The 24,777-nt window shown below is 68.4% G+C and carries 24 protein-coding genes; 13 read left to right on the plus strand and 11 right to left on the minus strand.

All coding sequences use genetic code 11. From position 1 onward, the window contains the following. Positions 1 to 5: 5 nt before the first annotated feature. Both purT and ACIP1U_RS20415 read right to left on the minus strand, forming a co-directional pair. The gene (gene purT, locus ACIP1U_RS20410; RefSeq protein ID WP_400318498.1) at positions 6 to 1,211 is read right to left on the minus strand and encodes a formate-dependent phosphoribosylglycinamide formyltransferase; all 1,206 of its coding nucleotides are present in this window, start codon (positions 1,209 to 1,211) and stop codon (positions 6 to 8) included. A gap of 71 nt (positions 1,212 to 1,282) precedes the next feature. Then, positions 1,283 to 1,762: a hypothetical protein gene (locus tag ACIP1U_RS20415; RefSeq protein ID WP_400318501.1), complete on the minus strand. Its 480-nt coding sequence runs from the start codon at positions 1,760 to 1,762 to the stop codon at positions 1,283 to 1,285. Positions 1,763 to 1,968: 206 nt separating this feature from the next. On the opposite strand from ACIP1U_RS20415, the gene ACIP1U_RS20420 reads away from it, so the two are divergent. Further along, on the plus strand, positions 1,969 to 2,949 hold the full coding sequence (locus ACIP1U_RS20420) for an SDR family oxidoreductase (protein ID WP_400318504.1): 981 nt from the start codon (positions 1,969 to 1,971) through the stop codon (positions 2,947 to 2,949). A 369-nt stretch (positions 2,950 to 3,318) separates the two neighbouring features. Next, positions 3,319 to 4,332 carry a hypothetical protein gene (locus tag ACIP1U_RS20425; RefSeq protein WP_400318507.1) on the plus strand — a complete coding sequence of 338 codons (1,014 nt, stop codon included), beginning with the start codon at positions 3,319 to 3,321 and terminating at the stop codon, positions 4,330 to 4,332. Positions 4,333 to 4,403: 71 nt separating this feature from the next. Here the strand turns inward: ACIP1U_RS20425 and ACIP1U_RS20430 are convergent, their stop codons facing one another. The 6 genes from ACIP1U_RS20430 to ACIP1U_RS20455 form a co-directional block, all read right to left on the minus strand. Next, entirely contained in the window at positions 4,404 to 4,736 is a 333-nt protein-coding gene (locus ACIP1U_RS20430; RefSeq protein ID WP_400318510.1) for a YnfA family protein, read from the minus strand. Between the two features lie 295 nt (positions 4,737 to 5,031). Next, positions 5,032 to 6,276 carry an MFS transporter gene (locus tag ACIP1U_RS20435; RefSeq protein ID WP_400318512.1) on the minus strand — a complete coding sequence of 415 codons (1,245 nt, stop codon included), beginning with the start codon at positions 6,274 to 6,276 and terminating at the stop codon, positions 5,032 to 5,034. A gap of 180 nt (positions 6,277 to 6,456) precedes the next feature. Next, the gene (locus ACIP1U_RS20440) at positions 6,457 to 7,473 is read right to left on the minus strand and encodes a Bug family tripartite tricarboxylate transporter substrate binding protein (RefSeq protein WP_400318514.1); all 1,017 of its coding nucleotides are present in this window, start codon (positions 7,471 to 7,473) and stop codon (positions 6,457 to 6,459) included. 134 nt (positions 7,474 to 7,607) lie between these two features. Beyond that, complete coding sequence (locus tag ACIP1U_RS20445; protein ID WP_400318517.1) at positions 7,608 to 8,372, minus strand: crotonase/enoyl-CoA hydratase family protein; 765 nt, start codon at positions 8,370 to 8,372, stop codon at positions 7,608 to 7,610. Positions 8,373 to 8,415: 43 nt separating this feature from the next. Then, positions 8,416 to 9,180 carry an SDR family NAD(P)-dependent oxidoreductase gene (locus tag ACIP1U_RS20450; protein WP_400318519.1) on the minus strand — a complete coding sequence of 255 codons (765 nt, stop codon included), beginning with the start codon at positions 9,178 to 9,180 and terminating at the stop codon, positions 8,416 to 8,418. A 73-nt stretch (positions 9,181 to 9,253) separates the two neighbouring features. Next, positions 9,254 to 10,432 (minus strand): thiolase family protein, encoded by a 1,179-nt coding sequence (locus ACIP1U_RS20455; protein WP_400318522.1) that lies wholly within the window; start codon positions 10,430 to 10,432, stop codon positions 9,254 to 9,256. A gap of 213 nt (positions 10,433 to 10,645) precedes the next feature. Between ACIP1U_RS20455 and ACIP1U_RS20460 the strand changes: the two genes are divergently transcribed. The 3 genes from ACIP1U_RS20460 to ACIP1U_RS20470 all read left to right on the plus strand — a co-directional run bounded on the left by ACIP1U_RS20460 (position 10,646) and on the right by ACIP1U_RS20470 (position 14,336). Then, positions 10,646 to 11,461, plus strand: a complete 816-nt coding sequence (locus tag ACIP1U_RS20460; RefSeq protein WP_400318525.1) for an IclR family transcriptional regulator — start codon at positions 10,646 to 10,648, stop codon at positions 11,459 to 11,461. A 120-nt stretch (positions 11,462 to 11,581) separates the two neighbouring features. Then, complete coding sequence (locus tag ACIP1U_RS20465) at positions 11,582 to 12,856, plus strand: MASE1 domain-containing protein (protein WP_400318528.1); 1,275 nt, start codon at positions 11,582 to 11,584, stop codon at positions 12,854 to 12,856. Next, complete coding sequence (locus ACIP1U_RS20470) at positions 12,849 to 14,336, plus strand: acyl-CoA-binding protein (RefSeq protein WP_400318531.1); 1,488 nt, start codon at positions 12,849 to 12,851, stop codon at positions 14,334 to 14,336. The genes ACIP1U_RS20465 and ACIP1U_RS20470 overlap by 8 nt, the downstream gene beginning before the upstream one ends. 34 nt (positions 14,337 to 14,370) lie before the next feature. Here ACIP1U_RS20470 and ACIP1U_RS20475 read toward each other — a convergent pair whose 3' ends face one another. Together ACIP1U_RS20475 and ACIP1U_RS20480 are read right to left on the minus strand one after the other, a co-directional pair. After that, entirely contained in the window at positions 14,371 to 15,168 is a 798-nt protein-coding gene (locus tag ACIP1U_RS20475) for a crotonase/enoyl-CoA hydratase family protein (protein ID WP_400318534.1), read from the minus strand. A gap of 220 nt (positions 15,169 to 15,388) precedes the next feature. Beyond that, positions 15,389 to 16,963 carry an EAL domain-containing protein gene (locus ACIP1U_RS20480; RefSeq protein ID WP_400318537.1) on the minus strand — a complete coding sequence of 525 codons (1,575 nt, stop codon included), beginning with the start codon at positions 16,961 to 16,963 and terminating at the stop codon, positions 15,389 to 15,391. Between the two features lie 240 nt (positions 16,964 to 17,203). Here ACIP1U_RS20480 and ACIP1U_RS20485 point away from each other — a divergent pair, with 240 nt between their 5' ends. Genes ACIP1U_RS20485 through ACIP1U_RS20515 form a run of 7 tightly spaced genes read left to right on the plus strand, consistent with a single transcriptional unit; the run spans position 17,204 to position 23,506 of the window. After that, positions 17,204 to 17,647 (plus strand): universal stress protein, encoded by a 444-nt coding sequence (locus ACIP1U_RS20485; protein WP_400318540.1) that lies wholly within the window; start codon positions 17,204 to 17,206, stop codon positions 17,645 to 17,647. 10 nt (positions 17,648 to 17,657) lie between these two features. Then, positions 17,658 to 20,462, plus strand: coding sequence for a monovalent cation/H+ antiporter subunit A (locus tag ACIP1U_RS20490; protein ID WP_400318542.1), 2,805 nt, complete (start codon positions 17,658 to 17,660; stop codon positions 20,460 to 20,462). Continuing rightward, positions 20,462 to 20,851, plus strand: coding sequence for a Na+/H+ antiporter subunit C (locus ACIP1U_RS20495; RefSeq protein WP_400318544.1), 390 nt, complete (start codon positions 20,462 to 20,464; stop codon positions 20,849 to 20,851). Before ACIP1U_RS20490 ends, ACIP1U_RS20495 begins: the two co-directional genes overlap by 1 nt. Then, positions 20,848 to 22,386, plus strand: a complete 1,539-nt coding sequence (locus ACIP1U_RS20500; protein WP_400318547.1) for a monovalent cation/H+ antiporter subunit D — start codon at positions 20,848 to 20,850, stop codon at positions 22,384 to 22,386. Before ACIP1U_RS20495 ends, ACIP1U_RS20500 begins: the two co-directional genes overlap by 4 nt. 2 nt (positions 22,387 to 22,388) lie before the next feature. Further along, the gene (locus ACIP1U_RS20505) at positions 22,389 to 22,892 is read left to right on the plus strand and encodes a Na+/H+ antiporter subunit E (protein WP_400318550.1); all 504 of its coding nucleotides are present in this window, start codon (positions 22,389 to 22,391) and stop codon (positions 22,890 to 22,892) included. After that, the gene (locus tag ACIP1U_RS20510; protein WP_400318553.1) at positions 22,877 to 23,149 is read left to right on the plus strand and encodes a K+/H+ antiporter subunit F; all 273 of its coding nucleotides are present in this window, start codon (positions 22,877 to 22,879) and stop codon (positions 23,147 to 23,149) included. Before ACIP1U_RS20505 ends, ACIP1U_RS20510 begins: the two co-directional genes overlap by 16 nt. Before the next feature lie 12 nt (positions 23,150 to 23,161). Then, positions 23,162 to 23,506, plus strand: coding sequence for a Na+/H+ antiporter subunit G (locus ACIP1U_RS20515; protein WP_400318555.1), 345 nt, complete (start codon positions 23,162 to 23,164; stop codon positions 23,504 to 23,506). Between the two features lie 25 nt (positions 23,507 to 23,531). Here ACIP1U_RS20515 and ACIP1U_RS20520 read toward each other — a convergent pair whose 3' ends face one another. After that, on the minus strand, positions 23,532 to 24,401 hold the full coding sequence (locus ACIP1U_RS20520) for a DUF72 domain-containing protein (protein WP_400318558.1): 870 nt from the start codon (positions 24,399 to 24,401) through the stop codon (positions 23,532 to 23,534). Positions 24,402 to 24,492: 91 nt separating this feature from the next. Here ACIP1U_RS20520 and ACIP1U_RS20525 point away from each other — a divergent pair, with 91 nt between their 5' ends. Continuing rightward, positions 24,493 to 24,738, plus strand: a complete 246-nt coding sequence (locus ACIP1U_RS20525) for a hypothetical protein (protein ID WP_400318561.1) — start codon at positions 24,493 to 24,495, stop codon at positions 24,736 to 24,738. Positions 24,739 to 24,777: the final 39 nt, after the last annotated feature.

Genomic DNA, 24,777 nt, shown 5'->3' on the forward strand with positions numbered 1-24,777 from the left:
CGGTATCAGCCCACCGCGCGCGGACGCACGCGGCTTGCGGCTTCCTTGGCGCGGGTGCGGGCGGTGTCGACGTCCTCCGCATAGGCCAGCGCTACGCCCATGCGGCGCTTGCTGAAGCTCTCGGGCTTGCCGAACAGTCGCACCTCGGTCTGCGGCACGCTCAGCGCCTGGTCCACGCCGTCGAACACCACGCCCTGCGCGTCAACGCCGCCGTAGATCACCGCGCTGGCGCCAGGGCTGCGCAGCGAGGTGTCGACCGGCAGGCCGAGGATGGCGCGCGCATGCAGCTCGAACTCGTTCTGGTGCTGCGTGGCCATGGTCACCATGCCGGTATCGTGCGGGCGCGGACTGACTTCGCTGAACCAGACCTGCTCGCCCTTGACGAACAGTTCCACCCCGAAAAGCCCCATGCCGCCCAGGTCGGCGGTGACGGCCTGCGCAATCTGCTGGGCCTTCTGCAGCGCGGCCGGGTGCATGGGCTGCGGCTGCCAGCTCTCGACGTAGTCGCCGCTGACCTGAACGTGGCCGATCGGCGCGCAGAACTGTGTCTCGACCTGGCCGCTGGCGCCGATGGCGCGCACGGTCAGCAGCGTGATCTCGTAGTCGAAGTCGATAAAGCCCTCCACGATCACGCGGCCGTGGCTGACGCGCCCGCCGGCCATGGCGTAGTCCCAGGCGGCCTGCACGCCTTCCGGGCCGTCGATCTTGCTCTGGCCCTTGCCCGAGCTGCTCATCACCGGCTTGACCACGCATGGATAGCCGATGCCGCCGTCGATGGCAGCCTGCAGTTCTTCGAGCGAATCGCAGAATTTGTACGGGCTGGTGGGCAGGCCGAGCGACTCGGCGGCGAGGCGGCGGATGCCTTCGCGGTCCATGGTCAGGCGCGCGGCGCGGGCGGTGGGGATCACGCGCACGGTGCCGGCGGCTTCCAGCGTTTCCAGCATGGGGGTGGCGATGGCTTCGATCTCGGGCACCACCAGGTGAGGCTTCTCGGCCTCGATCAGCGCCTTGAGCTGGTCCGGGTCGCTCATGGCGATGGTGCGGGCGTGGTGGGCCACCTGCTGGCCCGGCGCGTTGTCATAGCGGTCGACGGCGATGGTCTCCACGCCCAGGCGCTGCAGTGCGATCAGCACTTCCTTGCCCAGCTCGCCGGAGCCGAGCAGCATCACTTTGGTGGCAGAAGGGGAAAGTGGCGTTCCGAGGGTGGTCATGGCGGCAAGGCGGCGGGGCGAAGGGAAAACAGAGATTGTACGTGCTGCCGCCCGCCGTGGCGCCGTCGCGCCTAGTCTTCGGCGTCGCGCGAGCCGGTGTGGCGCCGCGCCGCCTCGTCCTTGCGGTCGGCCGCTTCGGCCTCTGCCGGGGTGGAGGCGACCCCATACATGCCGTGGCGTGGCGTGCCCGCCGGCAGGTTGCCAAGATCGGTGGCCTGGTAGGGATGTGGACCCGGCGCGGGCTGCGAAATGTCGCTCGGCGGATGCGCGCGGCCGGTCAGCTTCTCGTCCTGGGTCACGCTGTGGCCGCCGTAGTGGTAGTCGGTCAGCGATCCTTGATGCGCGGGGGCCGACGGTGCCGGCGCGCCGGAAATATCGGTCACGCGTACCGGAATCGACGGATAGACCTGTTGGGCGCCGGCAATGGCCATGTCGGGCGAATCAAACTCGCCGGCGAGCCGCTCCGGCGCGCCGTTGCCGGTACGCATTTCGAGATGCCAGCGGCCGTTTTCCGGGCCGCACACCAGGATTTCCTGTTCGGTCGAGGTCATGGCTGGGCTCCTTGTGCAGATTCCAGGCGGGTCAGCGCGGCATACCGGCCGCGCGGTCCGTTTGGGTGTCAGACAGGCAAGTTGCATTCCAGTGACACTGCGCTGGAACGGAACCTGCTGCTCCGCCGGGGATGCGCCGTAACTCTGCGCCGTTCGTTGGCACTGCGCCACTAACACTGCGCCATTAACACTGCAAGAGGTCCACCATGCCCCCGACCCGACCGCTTACCGTTGTCATCACCGGCGCTTCGAGCGGTATCGGGCTGGCCACCGCGCTGGCCTTTGCACGCGCCCAGGCGCGCGTGGTGCTGTGCGCGCGCGGCGAGGCGCCGCTGGCGCGCGCCGCCGCGGCCTGCCGCGAGCTGGGCGGGCGGGCGCTGGCCGTTCCGGGCGATGTCACGCAGCCGGCGGCTATGCACCGGCTGGCCGAGCGTGCGGCGGAGTTCGGCGATGGCGGTATCGATGTGTGGGTCAACAATGCCGGTGTCGGCGCCGTGGGCCTGTTTGACGAAACACCGGTGGCCGCGCACGAGCAGGTTGTCCGCATCAACCTGCTGGGCTACCTGCACGGCGCACACGCGGTGCTGCCGTTCTTCAAGGCGGCGCGCAGGGGCGTGCTGGTCAATATCGTGTCGCTGGGCGCGTGGGCGCCGTCACCATATGGTGTGTCGTATACCGCAAGCAAATTCGGGCTGCGCGGCTTCTCGGAGGCGTTGCGCGCAGAGCTGGTCGACTATCCGCAGATCCGCATCTGCGACATCTTCCCGGCCACCGCCGACACGCCGGGCATGCGCCACAGTGCCAACTACACTGGCAAGGCACTGCGTCCGCCGCAGCCGCTGGTCGACGCCGGCGCGGTCGCGCGTGCCGTACTGCGCGCGGTGGCGGCGCCAACGTCGCAGGCGGTGACGGTAGGCGTCGTGGCACGGCTGGCGCGCGTTGCCAGCCTGCTGGCTCCAGGCCTGCTGCAGCGGACGTACGGCCGTATCCTGCATCGGCATTTCAGCGGTGCGCACGAGATACCGGTCACCGACGGCAACCTGTTCCATGCCTCGCTGGGGCATATGGAGGTCCAGGGCGGCTGGACCTCGCCGGAGCGGATGCGCCAGTTTCGGATTGCCGGCGCGGCGGTCGCGGCCGGGCTGGCCGGCCTCGCGCTGTGGCATTGGCGCCGCCACGCCCGCTGATTGCCAGCCAGCGACGGGGCAGATTTACAACAGGTGGCGATTCTTACCGGCATTGCATGCGGCTGGCGGCCGATAGAAAAAAGGCCCGCGCGAACGCGGGCCCCAAAGGCCTGAGGATCCGCTAAAGGACCGCTCGGTATTTATCCTAATTGCCTGGCATCGTCGGCACATCCCCCGTTCGGGGTGCAGACCGCATTCTCTTCTTGTGACGCTGCGATAGCCAACCTGAGTCCGGTGAGTTGGAGCCTACGCCGTACCGCAAAGCAGCATTGCGGCGGACGCGACCGGTACCTTGACACCGCGAGGCAAGAAAGTAACTTTGAGCGCCATGCTGGCGCGATCCGCGAAAGCAGGAGATGGCAACCTATCATGGCAACCCTACGCTTCTCGGCGCTTGCCGCCGTAATCGTGACAGTCTGTGCGCTTGCTCTTGACGCAGTCCGGGCCGCGCCGGTGATCGTCGAGGTGCGCAACTTCACCACACTGACTCAATGCGCCGAGGAGGACAATGTCTCGTTCGTCATGAGTTCGCCGGCAATCCAGCGCTTCCGCGTAGAGGCGCTACATCCGCCATACCTCGGCAAGGTTGGCGAGCCCCGTTTTCCGCCGGCGGACTTCTCCAACTGCGACTTCGACGAAAATACGCCCCGCACGGATCCGGGTCGTCGCTTCGAGCCCCGCAAGGTGCGAATCTACGACGGGCGCGATTTCGCCATCGAAGGCAATACCTATGAAACATTCTGGCGGCCACGGTCTGTGCCAGTCGCGGTGTGGGGCAGCGTGTATGACGAATTCCATCTGCTGCAGTTCTATGTGAAGCAACCGCATGCCGGAAAATTGCGCGAGACGCAGGTGCTGGTGTTGTACCCGCCCGACGGGTACTGGCGGGCCAAGCCATTGCCGGCAAGACACACCAGCAGCAATTCATACGGCTCATCGTTCCTGATTGGCCCGATCACGGAGGCTGGCAGGCCCGTCGTCGAGATCGCAGGTATCGATATCGACCCCAAAGAGCGATCCATTCGGCTGCGCTTCGTCGCAGGCGGCGAGGCCAGCGTGCGACTGATCGAAGTGAGCCGCGAGCGCACCGCGCTCGAGGTGAAATTCGAGCCGAGCTATCGCCCCCCCGACGTGTCCATGGCAGACGGCATGTCAGGCTTCGCGATGTTGCGCTCGATGTATGTCGCCGAAGACAACGCCGATATGAGCCGCGTCGAGTGGCGTGATGCCGCCGGCCGCGCGCATCACACCTCTGTGGCCGACACCGCCGTGATTCAGGCGCGTTCCGTGCGTTTCGGCAGGGTGGTACCGTCGCGGCATAATATCGACGCGCCCGATATACGCTTTGATGCCTTTGAGGGCCCCTTTGAGCCCTTGCGTTGAGCCTGTTGGCAAAGATGACTTGGTGGCCTGCAGTATTGTGGGCGCCGCGGCATCAGCGCCGCGAACTGCAATCAGCGCGCCGCGGGCTGCAGCGCGATCACGGCCATGCCGGCCAGCGCAATGGCGGCGCCGGCCACGTCCCAGCGTGTCAGCGCCAGGCCATCGACGAAACGCAGCCAGAGCAGTGCCACGGCGATATACATGCCGCCATAAGCGGCGTAGGTGCGTCCCGCGGCGGCGGGATGCAGCGTCAGCAGCCAGGCGAACAATCCCAGCGAGACAGCGGCGGGCAGCAGCAACAGCGCGCTCTTGCCCTGGCGCAAGACCAGCCAGGGAAGGTAGCAGCCGAGGATTTCGGCAAGGGCAGTCACGGCGAAGAGCAGGGCGATGCGAAGCAGGTCCAAGGTCTGGCAGAAGCGGAAAGGAAGAAAGGGGTTCCTTGCAGGAATCCCCCAGGCTGCTGACAAAGTCAAAGGCTGCGAATGTTGTCTCCCCTCTCCCATTTATGGGAGAGGGGCGGGGGGAGAGGGCAGGAGTTGCCACGAAGTGATGCGCCACGGTGCTTGGCATGCGCCTGCCCTCTCCCCCGGCCCCTCTCCCGCAAGCGGGAGAGGGGAGCAACAACCTGGAATTCTCCCTTTGTCAGCAATCTGAGGGGTTCCTTGCAGGAACCCCCGATTCTTACACAGCGCGCCAACCTCAGGACGCCGCCATCAACGGCGGCCGGCGCTGCGTCGCCACCGCAAATGCGATCTGCGCGAGCCCCGCCGCCAGCCCCATCGCCACGCCCGCTTGCCAGGCTACGGTGTATGACCCCAGCGCGTCATAGACCACTCCGCCGCCGAAGGCACCGCTAAAGCTGCCGATCTGGTGGCTGAAGAAGGCCACGCCGCCCAGCATGGCCTGCCAGCGCAGGCCGAAGGTCTCGGCGATCCAGCCCGACACCAGCGGCGCCACGCCCAGCCACAGGAAGCCCATCACCGCGGCAAACACCAGCGTGCTGCCCGGCGTGGGCGCCGACGAGAAATACCAGGTCAGTGCCAGCGAGCGCACGGTATAGATGCCGCCCAGCAGCATCAGCTTGTTGAAGCGCCCGCCGGCCCAGCCGAAGAAGATGCTGCCGAGCACGTTGAAGCCGCCGATCACGCCCAGCGCCTGCGCGCTCAGCATCGGGTCCATGCCGCAGATGTCCAGGTACGACGGCAGGTGCGTGGTCAGGAAGACCAGCTGCATGCCGCAGACGAAATACGCCAGCGCCATGACGATGAACGGCGCGTGCCGCAGCGCGGTGCCCAGCGCCTGCCGCGCATTGTTCTGGTCGGCGCCGGAGAACGCGGGCAGCGGCAGCTTGTCCACGCGCCCGGCCATCCACGCTGCCGGCAGCATCACCAGCGCCAGCAACACGAACGCGGCCAGCCCGGCGCGCCAGCCGTAAGTCTGTGTCACCATCTGCCCGATCGGCGCCGCCAGCAGCGCCCCGAGCGAGCCGGCCCCCGACACCAGCCCCAGCACCGTGCTGCGCAGCGCCGCCGGCACCGGCCGTGCCGCCACCGCCATCGCCAGCGCGCTGCCGGTGCAGGCCATCGAAGCGCCGATCGCCACGCCAGCCCCCAGCGTGACGCCGACCATGCCTTGCGCGGTCGCCAGCAGCACCAGCCCGGCCACATACGACAGCGAGCCGGCCACCATCAGCGGCCGGAAGCCGATCCGTGTCGCCCACGCGCCCGCCAGCGGCTGCAGCAGCCCCCAGGCAAGGTTCTGCACGGCAATGGCCACCGTGAAGTCGGAGACCGAGATGCCGATGTCACGCGTCAATGGCGGCATGAAGATGCCCAGGCTCTGGCGCAGGCCCATGGCGAGGCTGAGCATCAGGGAGGCGCCAAGAAGGATCGGCAGGGCGGGGCGCAGGCTGTCCAGGCGGGAAGGCGCGGTGGGGGTAGGCACGGTGGTCGTCTCGCGGGATTGTTTGTTGTCGTTATGTGCCCGCGGCGGCGCCTGGCATGTTAAGCATGCGCTGAATATACCGCAGGGTAGGGCGAGCCTAAGCGGTGGCCGGCATCGTGTCAATTTGGCTTTGGGCCGGCCCGCCTTCCGCTTTGCCGAAGGCGGGCGCCGCCGCACGCGCTAGTCCAGGCTGACCCTGGAAGCGCGGATGGTGTCGCCCCAGCGCTTGATGTCGCCGTTGACCAGTGCGGTGAAGCGGGGTTGCGGTTCGCCGCCCGGGATACCGCCCATGTCGCGGAATTTCGCCACCACGTCGGGATCGCGCATGGCCCGGGACAGCGCGTCCTGCAGCACGGCGGCGACGGCAGGCGGCGTCTTCGCAGGCGCGAACACACCGAGCCAGCCCATCACCACGAAATCCTTCACGCCGGCCTGCTCCATGGTCGGCACGTCCGGGAGCGACGGCAGCCGTTCGGCGCTGGTCACCGCCAGCGCGCGCAGCTTGCCGGCGCGGATATGCGGCAGCGCCTGCGTCAGGTTGTCGAACATGAAGGTGGTTTCGCCGGCAATCACGGAGGTGGTGGCCGGCGTCGAGCCCTTGTAAGGCACGTGCAGCACCTCGGTGGCGGTGCGCAGCCGGAACAGCTCGGCGGTCAGGTGCGTGGTCTGGCCGATGCCCGCCGAGGCATAGGAATACTTGCCCGGCGACTGCTTCAGCTGCGCCACCAGCTCGGCCACGCTGCGCACCGGCGCCTGTGCATTGACTACCAGCACGTTTGGGAAGGAAATCATGTCGGTCAGCGGCATGAAGTCCTGCGGACGGTAGGCCAGCTGCTTGTAGGCGCTGTAGTTGATGGCATGCGAGCCGGTGTTGCCGACCAGCAGCGTGTAGCCGTCAGGGGCGGCGCGCAGCAGTGCCTGCGTGCCGATGATGCCGCCGCTGCCGGGCTTGTTGTCGACCACCACGGGCTGGCCGAGGATGGCCGACAGCTTCTGCGCGACCAGTCGCGTCGGGATGTCGGTGGTGCCGCCTGGCGCGCCGGGGACGATGATGGTGATTGGCTTGTCGGGCCAGGCGGGGGCGGCATGCGCGACCGTCGCCAGCGTGGCGGTGCCGGTGATGGCCAGCAGGCCGGTGCAAAGTGAAAGCGAAAGGGAAGGCAAAGGGCACAGCGATTGCGGCAGCTTGGTGTTCATGGGTCTCCTCCACGTTGTATGTCTGTGCTGCGGTTCCATGTGCAAACGGCCGGCTCGCGGCCGGCCGTCCAGGCGGAAAGTCCAGACCGGAAGTCCCGGCAATAAGCGCGACTACGGTATGGCTTGCCCCCGCCTTACTTGCCGGTCCACACCGGCTTGCGCTTTTCCGCAAAGGCCGCGGCGCCTTCGCGCGCATCGGCCGAGGTGAACACCGGCGCCAGCAGCGGGCGCTGGCGCTCGAACATCTCCTCGTTGCTCCAGTCGGCCGACTCGGCCACGATCTGCTTGCTGACCGCCACCGCCAGCGGGCCGTTGGCGCCGATCTCGTCGGCCAGCGCCAGCGCGCCCTGAAGCGCTTCGCCCGGTTCGGTCAGGCGATTGATCAGGCCGTAGGCATGCGCCTGCTCGGCACCGAGCATATTGCCGGTCAGCGCATATTCCATGGCGATGTGGTACGGCATGCGGCGCGGCAGGCGCATCAGCCCGCCGGCACCGGCAACCAGGCCGCGCTTGACTTCCGGCAGGCCAAACCTGGCCGCCTTCGACGAGACGATCAGGTCGCAGGCCAGCGCCAGTTCGAAACCGCCCGCCAGCGCATAGCCTTCCACCGCGGCGATCAGCACCTTGCGCGGCGGCTTCTCGGTCAGCCCGCCGAAGCCACGGCCGGGCAGGCTGGGGCGCTTGCCTTCCAGGAAGCCCTTCAGGTCCATGCCGGAGCAAAAGGTGCCGCCGGCGCCGGTCAGGATGGCGACGGCGAGGTCGTCACGGCTTTCCAGCTGGTCGATCGCGGCGGCCAGCGCGGTCGCGGTCTCGAAATCCATGGCGTTGCGCGCCTGGGGCCGGTTCATGGTGATCAGCAGCGTATTGCCGCGGGTCTCTAGTTGCAGCGTGTCGCTCATGCGGATGTCCTTGTTGGCGTGCTGGATGCTGGTCGATGGCGGCTCAGCGCGGGGCCATGCGGATGGCGCCGTCCAGGCGGATGGTCTCGCCGTTGAGCATGGGGTTCTCCAGGATGTGCAGCGCGGTCGAGGCGTACTCGTCCGGCGCACCCAGGCGGGCCGGGTGCGGCACCATCGCGCCCAGCGAGGTGCGCACGTTCTCCGGCAGCTTCGCCAGCAGCGGCGTGTCGAACAGGCCCGGGGCGATGGTGCATACGCGGATGGCGCGCTGCGCCAGGTCGCGCGCGGCCACCAGCGTCATGCCGACGATGCCGGCCTTGGCCGAGCTGTAGGGGATCTGGCCGATCTGGCCTTCGTAGGCGGCCACCGAGGCGGTCAGTACGCACGCGCCGCGTTCGCCGTCCACCATTTCGTTCCTGGCCATGCGCGCGGCGCCCAGGCGCAGCGCATTGAAGGTGCCGATCAGGTTGATGCGCACCACCGACTCGTACTTTTCCAGCGAGCCCGGCGAGCCGTCCTTCTCGACCACGCGCACCGGCGCGCCCAGGCCGGCGCAGTGGATCAGCGCGCGCAGCGGGGCGATGGCCTCGGCGGCGTCGTAGACCGCGTTCATCTGGTCGGTGTCGGTGACGTCGGCCTTGACGAAGCGAACCTTGCCGCCGAACTCGTCCACCACCGCGTTGCCGCGCTCTTCGTTCAGGTCGGCGATGACCACGCCGACGCCGCGCTCCACCAGGCGACGCGTGCAGGCCAGGCCCAGGCCGGAAGCACCGCCGGTGACGACGGCGGACATGTTTTCGAGTTTCATGGATGTCTCCTAGGAAAAGGAACCGCTGGGTTCCCGCGCCGGCGGGAACGGCAGAGGGGATGAGAGGGGTTGATTACAGGCGCTCGATGATGGTGGCGTTGGCCATGCCGCCCGCCTCGCACATCGACTGCAGGCCGTAGCGCTGGCCGCTGTCTTCCAGCGCATGCAGCATGGTGGTCATCAGGCGCACACCCGACGCACCCAGCGGGTGGCCCAGCGCGATCGCGCCGCCGCGCGGGTTCAGGCGCGCCGGGTCTGCGCCCAGTGCCTTCTGCCACGCCAGCGGCACGCAGGCAAAGGCTTCGTTGATTTCGTAGTGGTCGATCTGGTCCAGCGCCAGGCCGCTCTTCTTGATGGCGCGCTGGCTGGCGGCGATCGGGGCGGTCAGCATCATCACCGGATCGTCGCCGCAGACGTCGAAGGCGACAAAGCGCGCGCGCGGCTTCAGGCCCAGGCGTTGGGCCATGGATTCGCTCATCAGCAGCATGGCCGAAGCGCCGTCACTGATCTGCGATGCATTGCCGGCGGTGACATTCCACCCGATCTGCGGGAAGCGCTCGCTCAGTTCGTCGTTGCGGAACGAGGCCTGCAGCGTGCCCAGCTTTTCCACCGAGGTGCCGGGGCGGATCGTTTCGTCATGCTCCACCACGCCATTGGGCGTGCTGATCGGCAGGATCTCGCGGCGGAAGGCGCCGCTTTCGCGCGCCGCGGCGGCCAGCCCGTGCGAGCGGGCGGAGTAGCTGTCCATGTCGTGGCGCGACAGCTCGTACTTGGCGGCAACCAGCTCGGCCGCAACACCCTGCGACACCAGCCCCGGCGCGTAGCGCGCTTCCATCGACGGGCCGTACGGGTTCTGGCCGATGCGGGCCGAGCCCATCGGCACGCGGCTCATCGATTCGATGCCGCAGGCGATGACGATGTCATAGGCGCCGGCCATGATGCCCTGCGCGGCAAAGTGCACCGCCTGCTGGCTCGAGCCGCACTTGCGGTCGATGGTGGTGGCGGGCACGTGGTCGGGGAAGCCCGCCGCCAGCCAGGCCACACGGCCCGGACCGGCGGACTGCTCGCCGGCCTGCGTCACGCAACCGGTGATGACGTCGTCGACCAGGCCGGGGTCGAGCTTGTTGCGTTCGACCAGGCCCTTGAGCACCTGCGCCAGCAGTTCGGTGGCATGCAGCTCGGTAAAGGCCGATCCCGGCTTGGAGCGGCCCATCGGGCTGCGGATGGCGTCGACGATGACGGCTTGTTGCATGGTGTCTCCTGATGCAGAGCGGTTGCGAGTCGTGGATTCGGGATATTGAGACGTCGGTTTCAAAAAGTGATCGTCCAATACGATGAATTGGAATTCTCGCGTCGGAAATCCGCCAAGTAAACTCAAAATCCTTCGTTTGACTTCGGAATCAACGAAGGGCAACATCCGCGTTTTGAGACGCTGGTATCAAAAAAACCAGACCAAGGCCCGTTTATGACGAACGAAGCACATGTCCCTCTGACCCCGCCGCCCGCCGATGCCGACGGCGAGTCGCGCCTTGTCAGCGCGCTGGCGCGGGGCGTTTCGATCCTCAACTGCTTTTCGCCAACGGTGCAGGAGCTGAGCAGCCGCGAACTGATGGAGCGCACCGGGCTGGCCAAGCCGACGCTGTTCCGCCTGCTCGACACCCTGTGCGAACTGGGCCTGCTGCATTATTCGGAGCGCCTGTCGCGCTACGTGCCGGGAATCGGGCTGGTCAACCTGGCCGCGCCCGCGCTGGCGCGGATGACGGTGCGCCAGCTGGCGCGGCCGGCCATGCAGGAGCTGGCCGACCATATCGCCGGGCAGGTCGAGCTGATCGTCGGCAACGGCAACGCAATGACCTATGTCGAGATCGCGCAGGGCGTGGGCAGCCATGTGTTCCGCCCCGAGGTCGGCACCCGGGTATCGATCTCGCGCACGGGTTCGGGCCGCGGCTACCTGTTGCTGATGCCCGAGTCCGAGCGCGAGGCGTATCTTGCCCAGTTGCGCGTGGCCGACCCCGCGCGCGCCGACTGGCTGGAGCAGCGCCTGGCCGACGCCACGCGCGACCTGCGGGAACACGGCTTCTGCCGCGGCCATCGCGACCTGCATCGCGAAGTGGAATCCGTTGCCGTGCCGATGCGCGCGCGGCGCGACGGGGAAGCGTGGATCTTTGCCGCGTCGGTGCCGGTGTTCAGCCCGCAGAGCAAGCAGATCGAGGAAGACATCGGCCCGCGGCTGGTCAGCCTGGTGCGCAACGTGGAAGGGGCGCTCGGAGTGTCCGGCTGACTCGCAGGAGCCACGGCCTGGCCGAGTGACTTACCTTGCCCACCAGCAGGCTGGCAACTATCCTGACTCACAAACAGAACGTCGGAAACCGGTCAGAAGCAGCTTCCTGGGGGTATGCCAATGCAGCAGATACGCCTGGCGGCAATCGTTGCCGTGCTGGTACTTGTCGCCGGCGTGGTGTCGCGCTCGCTGGCCCATGCGTCTACCGAGGCCGTGCCGGTCTGGCTCGGCAGCGGCGTCACGTTTGCCGCGCTGCTGGTCTGTGCGCGCTGGTCATGGCCGGCGGTGCTGGCCGGCGCCGGGCTGGCGCTGGCAGGGTGGGGCATGGCCACGCACGGCCTGCCGCTGCGCGGTGCCGTTGCCTTCGGCCTGATCGAGGTCATCAGCCTGGGCACCGCCGGCTGGATCGCCACCTTTGGCCGCCGCGACCCGCAAAGCCCGCCGGGTGCCACGCTGCTGATCGTGGGCGCGCTGGTCGGCTCGGCGCTGGGCGCTTCGCTGGCGGTCGAGTTGTGGCGCTGGCAGCGGCCGGGCCTGGACCTGCCGGTCGAATGGCGCGCCTGGGCCTTTTCCACCGCCGCCGGGCTGCTGCTGGTGGGGCCGCTGGCGGTGGCATTCCGCGGCTTCCGCGTGCGGCGCTCGGGCGGCATGCCGATGCAGCAGTTCGCCGCCGGCGGGCTGGCCTTCGTGGTCTTTATCGTGGCGGTGCTGGCGGTGTTCTCGGACAACGCCGCGCAGCGCTTCGGCGGTCTCGCCCCCACGCTGGCCTACGTGCCGATGCCGCTGCTGCTGGCCACCGCGCTGCTATGGGGGCCGCGCGGCGGTGCCATTGCCACGCTGCTGGGCTGCCTGCTGATCATCCACCGCACCGCGGCAGGCGCCGGCCCGTTCAACGTCATCGAAGGCTTTGCGGGCGAGGCCGTGGTCGAGGTGCAGGGCTTTGTCATTGTCTGGGCGCTGGTGATGCTGCTTGGACGCGCCCTGTCCGAGGGCCGACGCACCGCGCTGGAGGAAGCGCGTGCCTGGCGCCTGCGCTATGCGCGCACGCTGCAGGCGGTGGGCGTGGCCAGCGTGGAGTATGACGCGGTCACCGGCCGCGCCACGTGGAGCGAGGGCGCGGCGGAGTTGCTCGGCGACACGATCCGCAACGTCAACAGTGTCGACGAATGGCTGGACCGCATCGACGCCACCGACCGCGGGCTGGTGCAGGCTACCTGGTCCGCCGTGGCGCGCGGCGATGCGCCCGACAGCGTGCAGGAGTACGCCGTGACGCTGCCGGGCAGCGGCCGCTTGCGCGTGCACGAGCGGCTGGCCGGCATCCGCGGCGCAGACGGCAAGGTAGAGCAGGTGGCGGCACTGATGCGCCGCGCCGGCGCGGAGCCCGCGCATGTCTGACCCCGGCGTGTTCCTGATTCACGGCCTGGGCGGCACGCAGTATGACCTGGGCTCGATGCACAAGCGCCTCAAGCGTGCCGGCTTTGTCACGCACTCGCTGACGCTGCCGGGGCACGGCACGCAGCCCGAGGACCTGTGCGGCGTGCGCGCCGAGGACTGGCTCGAAGCAGTGCGCGTCAAATACCGCGAGATCATTGACCAGCATGAAACGCTGCACGTGATGGGCATGTGCATGGGCGCGCTGCTGGCGGTGGAAACGGTCAAGCGCGAGCAGCACACCAAGGGCCGGCTGGTGGCGCTGGCGCCGCCGGTCTATATCGACGGCTGGGCGACGCCGTGGTATCGCGGCTTGCGCCCGCTGCTGTACCAGATTCCAGGCGTCCCCAACCGGATGAAGGTGGAAGAGGAGGAGCCGTTCGGCATCAAGAACGAGCAGCTGCGCGAGATCGTCAAGGCCAAGTTCGCACGCGGCGAGAACTTCCACTACCAGTGGGTGCCGCTGGCGTGCATCCGCGAAGTGGACCGGTTGCGCGGCTACGTACGCAAGGGGCTGCAGCGCATTGCCTGCCCCACGCTGGTGGTCCACGCGCGGCTGGACGAGCTGACCAGCCTGCGCTCGGCCAACTTCCTGGTCGAGCAGATCGGGCAGGGCAAGCGTGCCGGGCAGGCGCGCATGCTGGTGCTGGAAGACAGCTACCACATGGTCTGCGTCGACAATGACCGCGAACTGGTGGCGCGCAACGTGCTGGAATTCTTCGAGGCCAGCGTGGGCACGTCGCTTGGCATGGCGGGTGCGGAGCGCGATGATGCGCGCATGACGCCGGACCAGATGGCCGAGCTGCTGGCGATGGCGCGCGCGGACCTGGAACAGGGTGACCTGGCTGCCCTGTATGCGCGCGGCAAGGGCGATTTTGCGTGGTTCCAGCCGGGCGCCAACCGGACCAGCGGGGTCTACCGTGGCGATCGTGGCCTGGCGCGGCTGCGCGAGTGGGCGGATGCCGGGCTGGCGTTCACCGCTTTCGGCGCGCCGGTGCTCAACACCGGCATGGCCGTGGTGCCTGCCACCTTGCGCAGCGGCACGCTGGCCTCGCAGGGCGTGCTGGCGTTTGCGCTGCGCGACGGCAAGTTGCTGGAGGGACGGTGGTTCCCGGACGAAGTCGCGCTGGAAGATGCGCACTTCGGCGGCACGCCGGCGGTGCCGGGGCCAGGCCCGGCCGAAAAAGCCTTCGAGGCCGCCGCGGCGTTGTCGAAGACGCTGCGCCAGGCGCCCGACAACGACACCTTGCTGTCGCTCTATGCGCTCTACAAGCAAGGCAGCGTCGGCGACGTCAGCGGTGACCGCCCGGGCATGATGGACATGATCGGGCGTGCCAAGTACGACGCCTGGGCTGCCCGGCGCGGCCTGCCGCGCGAGCAGGCCATGCGCGACTACGTGGCGCTGGTCAACCAGCTCAAGGCGGCGGAAACCCAATCCGCCTGAAGCTGGCCGGCCGATCCGCCTGGCCAGTATCCGGTCAGTTGCCGCTGAACACCGGCGTGCGCTTGTCCAGGAAGGCCTGCACCGCCTCGCGGTGGTCCGCCGTCTGGTGCGACAGCGCCTGGAAGCCGGCCGACAATTCCAGCAGTGTGTCGAGGCGGGTGTGCATGGCCTCGCGCATCAGCCGCTTGGCCAGCCGCACCGCATGCGGCGGGTTGGCGGCGATGCGCCCGGCCAATTCGTATGCGGTCGGCAGCAGCGCCTCGGGCGCCACCACGCGCGACACCAGGTTCCATTCCAGCGCGGTCTTCGCGTCGATCGCCTGGCCGGTAAAGGTCATCTCGGCGGCGCGCGACAGCCCGATCACGCGCGGCAGCAGCCAGGCGCCGCCATCGCCGGGAATGATGCCCAGCTTGACGAACGACTCGGCAAACTGCGCGCGCTCCGACGCGATGCGGATATCGCACATGCAGGTCAGGTCCAGCCCCGCGCCCATGGCGGCGCCGTTGACCGCGGCGATCACTGGCACTTCCAGGTTGAACAGCGCCAGCGGCAGGCGCTGGATGCCGCAGCGGTAGTCCTGCCGGATCTCCATGCCCGGCACCTGGCCGGAGGCCTGGCGTTCCATGTCCTTGATGTTGCCGCCCGACGAGAACGCCGTGCCGGCGCCGGTGATGACCACGGCGCGCACGCTGCGGTCGGCATGGATGCGCTCGATCGCGGCCAGGAACTCCGCCACCGCGGTGTTGCCGGTCAGGGGGTTGCGGCGCTCGGGCTCGTTCATCGTCAGCGTGACGATGTGGCCGTCCTGTTCGTAGAGGAGGAAGTCGCTCATGGTGGGTGTCTCCGGGGGACATCGGGTTCAGTTGCTGGCGCCAAGGCTAAGGCAGCCGGGCCGGCCGCGTCCAATATTCATTTGTTGGCGGGTGATAGCAGGCATGTATCGATTGCCGGGCCGGTTCTCAGGGTAATCCCGGTATGCCCATGACAATGGCACAGCGTCGAGACCGCATGCGGTCCCGCCGAAAAGCCAAGCGGCAAGGGCGGCCGCCCGGCTAGTCGGCGTGGACCGGCGGCAGCGCGGCCGCCGGTGCTTCCTGCGCCAGGTAGCGCAGCAGCGCGTCGGCCGGCAGCGCGCGCGAGAACAGCCAGCCCTGGCCGTACTGCGCGCCGCGCTCCCGCAGGAAGCGCACCTGCGCCTCGTGCTCGATGCCCTCGGCCACGACCTCGAAGCCCAGCGCCTCGGCCATGGCGATGATGTGCGGGGCGACCGTGCTCGACGCGGCTTCGCGCCCGATGGTGTCGATGAACGACTTGTCGATCTTGAGCGCGTCGACCTTGAACACCTGCAGGTACGACAGGCTGGAATAGCCGGTGCCGAAGTCGTCGATATAGACCGGGTGGCCGGCATCGCGGAAGGCCTGGATCACGCCGCGCACCACGTCGGCATGGAGGAAGCTGCGCTCGGTGATCTCGATGCGCACCTGGCGCGGCGCGATGCCGGTGCCGGGCAGTCGCGCCGTCAGCACTTCGAGGAAGCGCGGTGTGCGCAGGTCTTCGGCGCTGACGTTGATCGAGACATAGAAGTCCGGCCTGGCCCGCAGCAGCGGCCCCAGCTCGGCCACGGCGCGCTCCAGCACATGGTCGGTGATGGCCGCCATCTGCCCGCTCTGTTCGGCCAGCGTGACCAGCACGTCTGGCGGCACCATCTGGCCATCGCGGCGCCAGCGCAGCAGCGCCTCCACGCCTGTGCAGCGGCCGTCGGCCAGTGCGACGATCGGCTGGAAATGGACCTCCAACTGGTGCCGCCGCACCGCATTGCGCAGCGCGGCCTCCAGTGTCAGGCGGCGCGACACGATGCGCAGCACCACCGCGGCCAGCAGCACGCCGATCACCAGCCCGCCCAGTACGATCGACGCCACCAGCATCGGCCAGCTTTCCAGCAGCTGCGCGTGGGGTGCCTGCACGATCGCCGCGAACGGGATCCGTTCGGAGCGGCGCACGATGCCGAACTCGTCCGACTCGCCCTGGCTGCTGCGGTGGAAGATGCTTTCCATCTGCGCCAGGCTGGCCCCCGGCGTACTGGCGAAGATCACGCCGGTGGCCTGGTTGACCGCGCCGATATGCCGGGCCGCCAGCTCGACGATATCGACGAACGACATTGGATCGATCGACACGTATTGGCCGTTGAGGCCCACCAGCATGGCGGGGCGCGAGGCGCCGAAGGGGTTGTCGACATCGAACCAGTATTCGAAGCCCTTGCCGTCGCGCCAGTCCGGTTCGGGCAAGGTCATATGGCGGCGAAACACGTCGCCCAGCAGCGCCGAGCACAGGCGATAGGTGCCGGCATAGCGCCCGGTGTCGCGCAGGTAGCGGTAGCTGAAGGCAATGCGCCGCAGGCTGGCAAGATTGCCGTCGGAGCAGGGCGCATCCGGCAAGTCTTCCATCTCATGCAGCGCGGCGGTGACCTCCGCCATCACCATCTCCATGCGGGCAACGGCGGCAGTGGCGAACAACTCCAGCTGCTCCTGCTCGCGGCGGGCGACTTCCTGCTCGGCCGCGCGCAGGCTCAACGCGATCGGCACCACCGCGGCAACACACGCGAGCGATATTGCGATTCCGAGGAACAACGCCCGCTTCATCTCGGTCCGGATAGCGATAGGTCCCCGAAGCGTACTACGCGGCGTCATCGCCGCGTAGTACGCGGTGGCGCGCGCGCATTCAGTATGTTATGCAGGGCGATGAATTTTTTCGCGCAGCGACTAACAGGCCACGCATGACTTGCGCAATACCCTCAGAATCCGGAAAGTAGGGGGCACGCCTGCCCGCTGCATTGTCACGCCTGACCTTTGCCCATTGCCCATTTGCCCATGACAGTCGTCGTACTCGCGATGGACGGATCGCCCGACAGCGTTGCCGCCGCCCGCCGCCTGGCCAGCCGCCCGCTGCTGGCCGGGCCCTTGTCCGTGCATGTTGCCCATGTCTCGCCGGGGCTGCCCAGTACCGGCCTGTCCCGCGCCGCGCTCGATGCCGAGAACCGCAGCCAGGCCGACAGCGCCTTTGCCGCCGCCGAGGCCGTGCTGCCCGGCTTGCCGCTGGTGCGGCACTGGCTGCATGGAGATCCCGCGGCCGAGCTGGTGCGGCTGGCCGAGACGCTGGCTGCGGATGCGATCGTGCTGGGCGCCAAGGGGCGCGGCGCCATCGTGTCGGCGCTGCTGGGGTCAGTGGTGTCCGCGGTACTGGCGCAGGCCACGGTGCCCGTGATCGTCATCAATCCGCGCGCCGCGCAGGCGCGCGCGCCTGCCCAGGCCTGAGGCGGCGCCCATGGAGCTGCCGCTGCTGCTCGCGCTGCCGCTGCTGGCCGCGGGACTGACCTGGGTGATCGGCATGCGCGCGCCGCGGCTGGTGGCGCCCGTCATCGTCGGCCTGCCGCTGGTCGCGCTGGTGCTGCTGCTGCAGCTGCGTGGCGCGGTCTTCGACCAGCCCGGGGATGGCCTGGCCTGGCGCGTGAGCTGGCTGCCTGCGCTGGGGCTTGACCTGTCGCTGCGCCTGGACGGGCTGGCCTACCTGTTTGCGCTGCTGGTAGTCGGCGTGGGACTTCTGGTGATCCTGTACGCGCGCTACTACCTCGCCCGCAATGAATCGGCCGTGCGTTTCTTCTGCCTGCTGCTGCTGTTCATGGCGGCCATGATGGGCGTGGTGCTGGCCGGCAACCTGCTCTTGCTGGCGGTGTTCTGGGAGCTGACCAGCATCCTGTCGTTCCTGCTGATCGGCTTCTGGTCGTGGCGCGGCGATGCCCGCCAGGGCGCGCGCATGGCGTTGACCGTCACCGGCGGCGGCGGGCTGGCGCTGCTGGCCGGGGTGCTGCTGCTGGGCCATATCTGCGGCAGCTTCGAGCTGTCGGCGGTGCTGGCACAGGCCGGCAGCGTGCAGCGCCACCCGCTGTACATGCCGATGCTGGTGCTGATCCTGCTGGCGGTGTTTACCAAGTCGGCGCAGTTCCCGTTCAGCTTCTGGCTGCCGCAGGCGATGGCCGCACCAACGCCGGTGTCCGCGTACCTGCATTCGGCCACCATGGTCAAGGCCGGCGTGTTCCTGCTGGCGCGGCTGTACCCGGTGCTGGACGGCACCAACGGCTGGTTCTACCTGGTCAGCATGACCGGACTGGCCACGCTGATCTTCGGCGCCGCGATGGCGCTGCTGCAGCGGGACCTCAAGGGGCTGCTGGCGTATTCCACCATCAGCCACCTGGGGCTGATCACGCTGCTGTTCGGACTCGATACCCAGCTCAGCACGGTGGCGGCGATCTTCCACATCATCAACCACGCCGTGTTCAAGGCGTCGCTGTTCATGGCCGCCGGCATCATCGACCACGAGACCGGCACGCGCGACCTGGACCGCCTGCACGGGCTGGCGCGCTACATGCCGCATACGGCGGTGCTGGCAATCGTGGCGTCGCTGTCGATGGCGGGCGTGCCGCTGTTCAACGGCTTCCTCAGCAAGGAAATGTTCTTTGGCGAGACGCTGGCGCAGGGCCTGCTGGGCGAGTTCAACTGGGTCATTCCGGCGGCGGCGACCATGGCCGGCGCGCTGACGATGGCGTATTCGCTGCGCTTCATCTACGGCGTGTTCTTCGGCGGCAGCCAGCCCGACGTGCCCAACTACCCGCCGCACGAGCCGCCGCGCTTCATGAAGGTGCCGGTGGAATTCCTGGTCGTGATCTGCCTGGTGGTGGGGCTGGTGCCGGCCTACACGGTGGGAACCCTGCTGGCGGCGGCGTCGCTGGCCACGCTGCGCGCGCCGCTGCCGCCATACAGCCTGAACCTGTGGCATGGCGTCAACCTGCCGCTGGTGATGAGCCTGCTGTCCCTGACGGGCGGCACGGCGCTGTTCTTCCTGCGCCGCGATGCGCTGCGGCGCTGGCAGCAGTCGCTCGAGCACCTGAACGCGCGCCGTTCGTTCGAGAGCGGCATGCGCGCGCTGGAGCGCATGGCCACCGCGATCACGCGCGCGCTGGAGCGCGGCTCGCTGCCGGGCTATATCGCCTGGATGCTGCTGGCGCTGCTGGCGATTCCGGCCTGGTTCCTGGCCGATCTCGACACACTCGCCGGCACCGTCCCGGCCGGCGCGCTTGACCCGATGGGTGCCGCGGCGCTGGCGATACTGGCGGTGCTGGCGCTTGCCGTGGTGGTTGCGCGCCGCCAGCGGCTGGCGGCGCTGGTGCTGCTCGGCGGCTGCGGGCTGATGGTGTCGCTGGTGTTCCTGCGCTTCTCGGCACCGGACCTGGCGCTGACGCAGCTGTCGGTGGAAGTGGTGACGGTGGTGCTGCTGGTGCTGGCGCTGTTCTACCTGCCGCGCGAGACGGCCGAGCAGGGCGGCACTGCGCGCCGCACCCGCGACGTGGTGCTGGCGCTGGGCGGCGGCACATTGCTGGCGGTGGCGGCCTACGCGGTGATGACGCGCCCGTACGACCCGGTGTCCGCCTTCTATATCGAGCAGTCGGTGCCGGGCGGCGGCGGCCACAACGTGGTCAACGTGCTGCTGGTGGACTTCCGCGGCTTCGATACCCTGGGCGAGATCTGCGTGCTGCTGATCGCGGGCCTGGCGGTGCAGGCGCTGCTCAAGGGCATGCGCCTGCCAACGCCATCGGCCGCGCCGGACGGACTGCCGTGGACCACCCAGGCGCATCCGCTGCTACTGGCCATCCTGGCGCGGCTGATGCTGCCGCTGACGCTGCTGGTGGCGGTGTTTATCCTGCTGCGCGGGCACAACCTGCCCGGCGGCGGCTTTATCGCGGCATTGATCACTTCGGTGGCGCTGCTGCTGCAGTACGTGGCCAGCGGCGTGCGCTGGACCGAAGCGCGCATCGCCCCGGACTACCGTGCCATCGCCGGCGCCGGCATCCTGCTGGCGGGGCTGACCGGCCTTGGCAGCCTGGCCTTCGGCTATCCCTTCCTGACGACGGCGTTCGGGCATTTCCACCTGCCGGGCATCGGCGAAATCGAACTGGCCACCGCCATGATCTTTGACCTTGGGGTGTTCTGCACCGTGACCGGGACCACGCTGGTCATCGTTTCGCACCTCGGGGTGCGAAACCTGCCGCCCGCGCGCGCCACGGAGGACGACTGATGGCCGCCCTCTACGCCGTGAGCATCGGTATCGTGACTGCCTGCGGCATCTACCTGCTGCTGCGCGAGCGCGTCTTCACCGTGGTGCTGGGCCTGACGCTGCTGTCGTATGCGGTCAGCCTGTTCCTGCTAGGCATGGGCCGGTTGTCGATCGGACAGCCGCCGGTGATCGTTCCCGGCGCCAGCTATGCCGATCCGCTGCCGCAGGCGCTGGTGCTGACCGCCATCGTGATCGCTTTCGGCATGACGGCGTTTGCCGTGGTGCTGGCGCTGCGTTCGCTGGGACTGACCGGCAGCGACCATGTCGACGCGGCCGGCGAGCCGGAAAGCGCCGAGACGCCAGACCCCGGTGGCGACGATGAGCCGGGCAAGCGGGAGCCGCGGCCATGAACCACGCCGTACTGCTTCCCATCTTGCTGCCGATGATTGCCGGCGCGCTGCTGACAGCGATGCCCGCGCAGGCCCTGCGCGCGCAGCGTACCGTGTGCGCGATAGCGACGCTGTTGCTGTTGCCGACGGCCGTCGTGCTGATGCAGCACGCGGCCACCGGCGTCATCGACGTCTACGCGATGGGCAACTGGGCCGCCCCGTTCGGCATCGTGCTGCAGCTGGACCGCACCGGCGCCATGATGCTGGCGCTGACGTCCGTGCTGGCCGTTGCGGCGCTGGCCGCGGCAGGCGACGGCACCGCGCGCCAGGGCCGGCATTTCCATGCGCTGTTCCAGTTCCAGCTGATGGGCCTGAACGGCGCGTTCCTGGCCGGCGACCTGTTCAACCTGTTCGTCTTCTTCGAGATCCTGCTGATCGCGTCCTACGCGCTGCTGGTGCACGGCGCAGGGCGCGCGCGCATCGGCGCCGGGCTTCATTACGTGATCCTGAACCTGGTGGCGTCTTCGTTCTTCCTGGTGGCGATCGGCGTGCTGTACGGGCTCAGCGGCACCCTCAACATGGCGCACCTGGGCCTGCGGCTGGCCGGCCTGCCGGCGCAGGACCTGCCGCTCGCGGTGGCGGCGGGCGTCATGCTGATGCTGGTTTTCGGGCTCAAGGCGGCGCTGTTTCCGCTGTATTTCTGGCTGCCGCGCGCCTATGCCAGCGCCACCGGCCCGGTCGCCGCGCTGTTCGCCATCATGACCAAGGTGGGCATCTACGCCATGTTGCGCTGTGCCGCACTGCTGTTCGGCGGCGCGCAGGGCTTGCTGGAGCCGTTCCTGAATGACTGGGTGTTTCCGCTGGCGCTGGTGACGCTGGCGATCGGTGGCATCGGCGCGGTGGCAAGCCGCACGCTGCGGGCGATGACAAGCTATCTGGTGGTGGCGTCGGTGGGCTTGTTGTCGGCATGCGTGGCGATGCAGACGCAAGCCGGCTGGGCCGCCGCGCTGTACTACCTGCCCAGCACCACGCTGTGCACGGCGGGCCTGTTCCTGCTGGCCGATGCGCTGGAGCCGGATCCTGCGCGTGACGGCGCCGCGCCCGTGGCCTCGCGGCTAGCCGGGGTGCTATACCTGGTTGGCGTGCTCGCGGCGGTGGGCCTGCCGCCGCTGTCGGGCTTCCTCGGCAAAGCCATGATCCTGCGCGCAACCCCCGCGCCGTGGATGCCGGCGCTGTGGCCGGTGGTGCTGGTGTCGAGCCTGCTGCTGCTGATCGCGGTGTCGCGCACTGGCACGCGGCTGCTGTGGCGCCTGCCGCATGAAGCGGCGCAGGTGCCGGAAGGCGCGGAATATCTCGACGAGGACCATCCCTCCGTGACGCGCGCCCGCGTGCGGCCGGATCCGCGCAAGCTGGCCTGCTGTGCGCTGCTGCTGGCAGGCAACGTCGCACTGACCGTCTATGCGCGACCGGCCACCGAATATACGGCGGACGCCGCCGCGCAATTGCTGGACCGCGCGGCCTACCTGCGGGCCGTTTTGCCCGCGCAAGGGGAGTAGCCATGCTGCGCCGCCTGCTGCCCCATCCCTGGCTCAGCCTGATCCTGTTGCTGATGTGGCTGATGCTGTCTGACAGTATCGCCCTTGGGCACTGGCTGCTGGGCGCATTGCTCGGCTGGGCCATCGGCCGCCTGGCCGACCGCTGGCTGGTGCTTAGCGCATTCCGGCTGTCGCGTCCCGACCTGATCCTGCGCCTGAGCATCCATGTGCTGATCGATATCGTCATGGCCAATATCGAAGTGGCGATCCTGGTGCTGGGCCGCACCGCGCGGCTGCGGCCGGCCTTTATCGTGGTGCCGCTGGACGTGGAGCACGAACTGGCCACCACCGCGCTGATCAGCATCGTCTCGCTGAGCCCCGGCACGCTGTGCGCCGAACTGAGCGACGACCGGCGCGCGCTGCTGGTCCATGTGCTCGACCTGGAGGAAGAGGCGGCCCTGGTCGAGCGCATCAAATCGCGCTATGAAATCCCGCTGAAGGAGATTTTCCAATGCTTGCCATCGTGATACCGGTGTGCCTGGTCATCCTCGGGCTGGCCTTCCTGCTGACCCTTGCGCGGCTGCTGCGCGGGCCCAGCCTGCCGGACCGCATCGTGGCGCTCGATACGCTGAATATCAACGCCATCGCGCTGATCGTGCTGCTGGGGATCGGCCTGGATTCGGCGATGTTCTTCGAGGCTGCGCTCCTGATCGCGGTGATGGGATTCGTCGGCACGGTCGCGCTGTCCAAGTACCTGCAGCGCGGCGACATCATCGAATACTAAGGAGCCACGGCCATGCTGCATCCCGTCGCGGAAATCGTCGTTTGCACGTTGCTTGTGATCGGCAGCGTATTCATGCTGGTGGGCGCGATCGGGCTGTTCCGCCTGCCGGACTTCTTCATGCGGCTGCACGGGCCCACCAAGTCGACCACGCTGGGCGTGGGCGGGGTGGTGCTGGCCTCGGTCGCGTACTTCAGCTTCCGCGGCGAGGCCAGCCTGCATGAGCTGCTGGTGACCGCGTTCCTGTTCCTGACCGCGCCGATCAGTGCCCACATGCTGTCCAAGGCCGCGTTGCAGCGCCAGCTGCCGGTGGACCCGCGCACGCGTGGCAGCGGCTGGATGCCTCGCATCCGTGACTAATCCGTGACTAAGGCCCCTCGGTCCCTCATTCTTCCTGCAGCATGCGCTTCAGGCGCTGCGCATCGAACGGCGCCTTGACCTTCTTGTCATTATCGAAATAGCAGTAGACGTCGCGGTGCGCCGCCTTGCGCGGGCGCCTGGGCGAGATCTTCTGCGCATCGGCCGGTTCGTGGCCGCTCGCCCATTTGCCCAGCCGCGCCGCCCAGCGGTGCAGCGCCTTGTCGGAGTAGCTGCCACCGTACAGCGTCTGGCTGCCGTGCAGCCGCAGGTAGAGGAAATCGCTGGTGACGTCTTCGGCGTAAGGCCAGTCCGCCACGGCATCGGAGATTACCAGCGCGACGCGATGGCGCCGCAGCAGCGCGGGGAAATCTGGCGTGCAGAAGCTGCCATGCCGGATTTCGACGGCATGCCGGATCCGGCGCCGGCGCCGCGTCTCGCACCAGGGCTGTCTGACCCGGCTGTCATGGTCGCGCGCCAGTTCGCGCGCGCTGTGGGTGTCGTGCGGCAGCAGGGCGAGGAAGCGTTCCATCCGCTCGGGATCGAAGGCGAAGTTGGGCGGAAACTGCCACAGCATCGGGCCCAGCTTCTCCTCCAGCGCCAGCACGCCGGACGCCAGGAAGTTGGCCATGGCCGTGCGGGTCTTGTCGCCACGCACGCGCAGCATGTGCGTCAGGTAGCGCGATCCCTTGACGCTGAAGACAAAATCCTCGGGCGTGGCCTCGTACCACGCGCGATAGCTGCGCAGCGTCTGCAGCGCATAGTAGGAGCCATTGATCTCGATGGAGTCGACCGCGCGCGAGGCGAACTCCAGCTCGCGCCGCTGCGCCAACCCCTTGGGGTAGAACACGCCCCGCCACCCGTCGTAGCGCCAGCCCGAAATGCCGATCCGGATCATTGCCTTGTTCGCGTGTGCCCTGTACTTTTTGCAATGACGCGCACCACGCGCGGTGCGCGCGCCGTGCCCAACGTTACAGGGGGAAAGCTCCATGACCGCCACGCAAGTTTCGCGCCTTGACGCCTGCGCCTACCTGGTGCACCTGCTGCTGCAGCGCGTCGAAGTAAACCAGCCCGGCTTCCTGGACGACCTGATCCGCGGCGTTGCCGCCGACCGCGCCGGCATGCCGGAGGTGCCGGACCGGGAACACGCGCTGGCGGTATTTGACGAAGTGCTGCGCATGCTCGAATTCGCCAACGCACAGATGAGGGAGGCGCGGGCACTGGGGCGGCCCTGACGCCATTGCGCCGGCAGGCAGCGCCGGCTGGTTTACTTT

The sequence above is a fragment of the Cupriavidus sp. NPDC089707 genome (assembly GCF_044748965.1).
Classification (GTDB): domain Bacteria; phylum Pseudomonadota; class Gammaproteobacteria; order Burkholderiales; family Burkholderiaceae; genus Cupriavidus.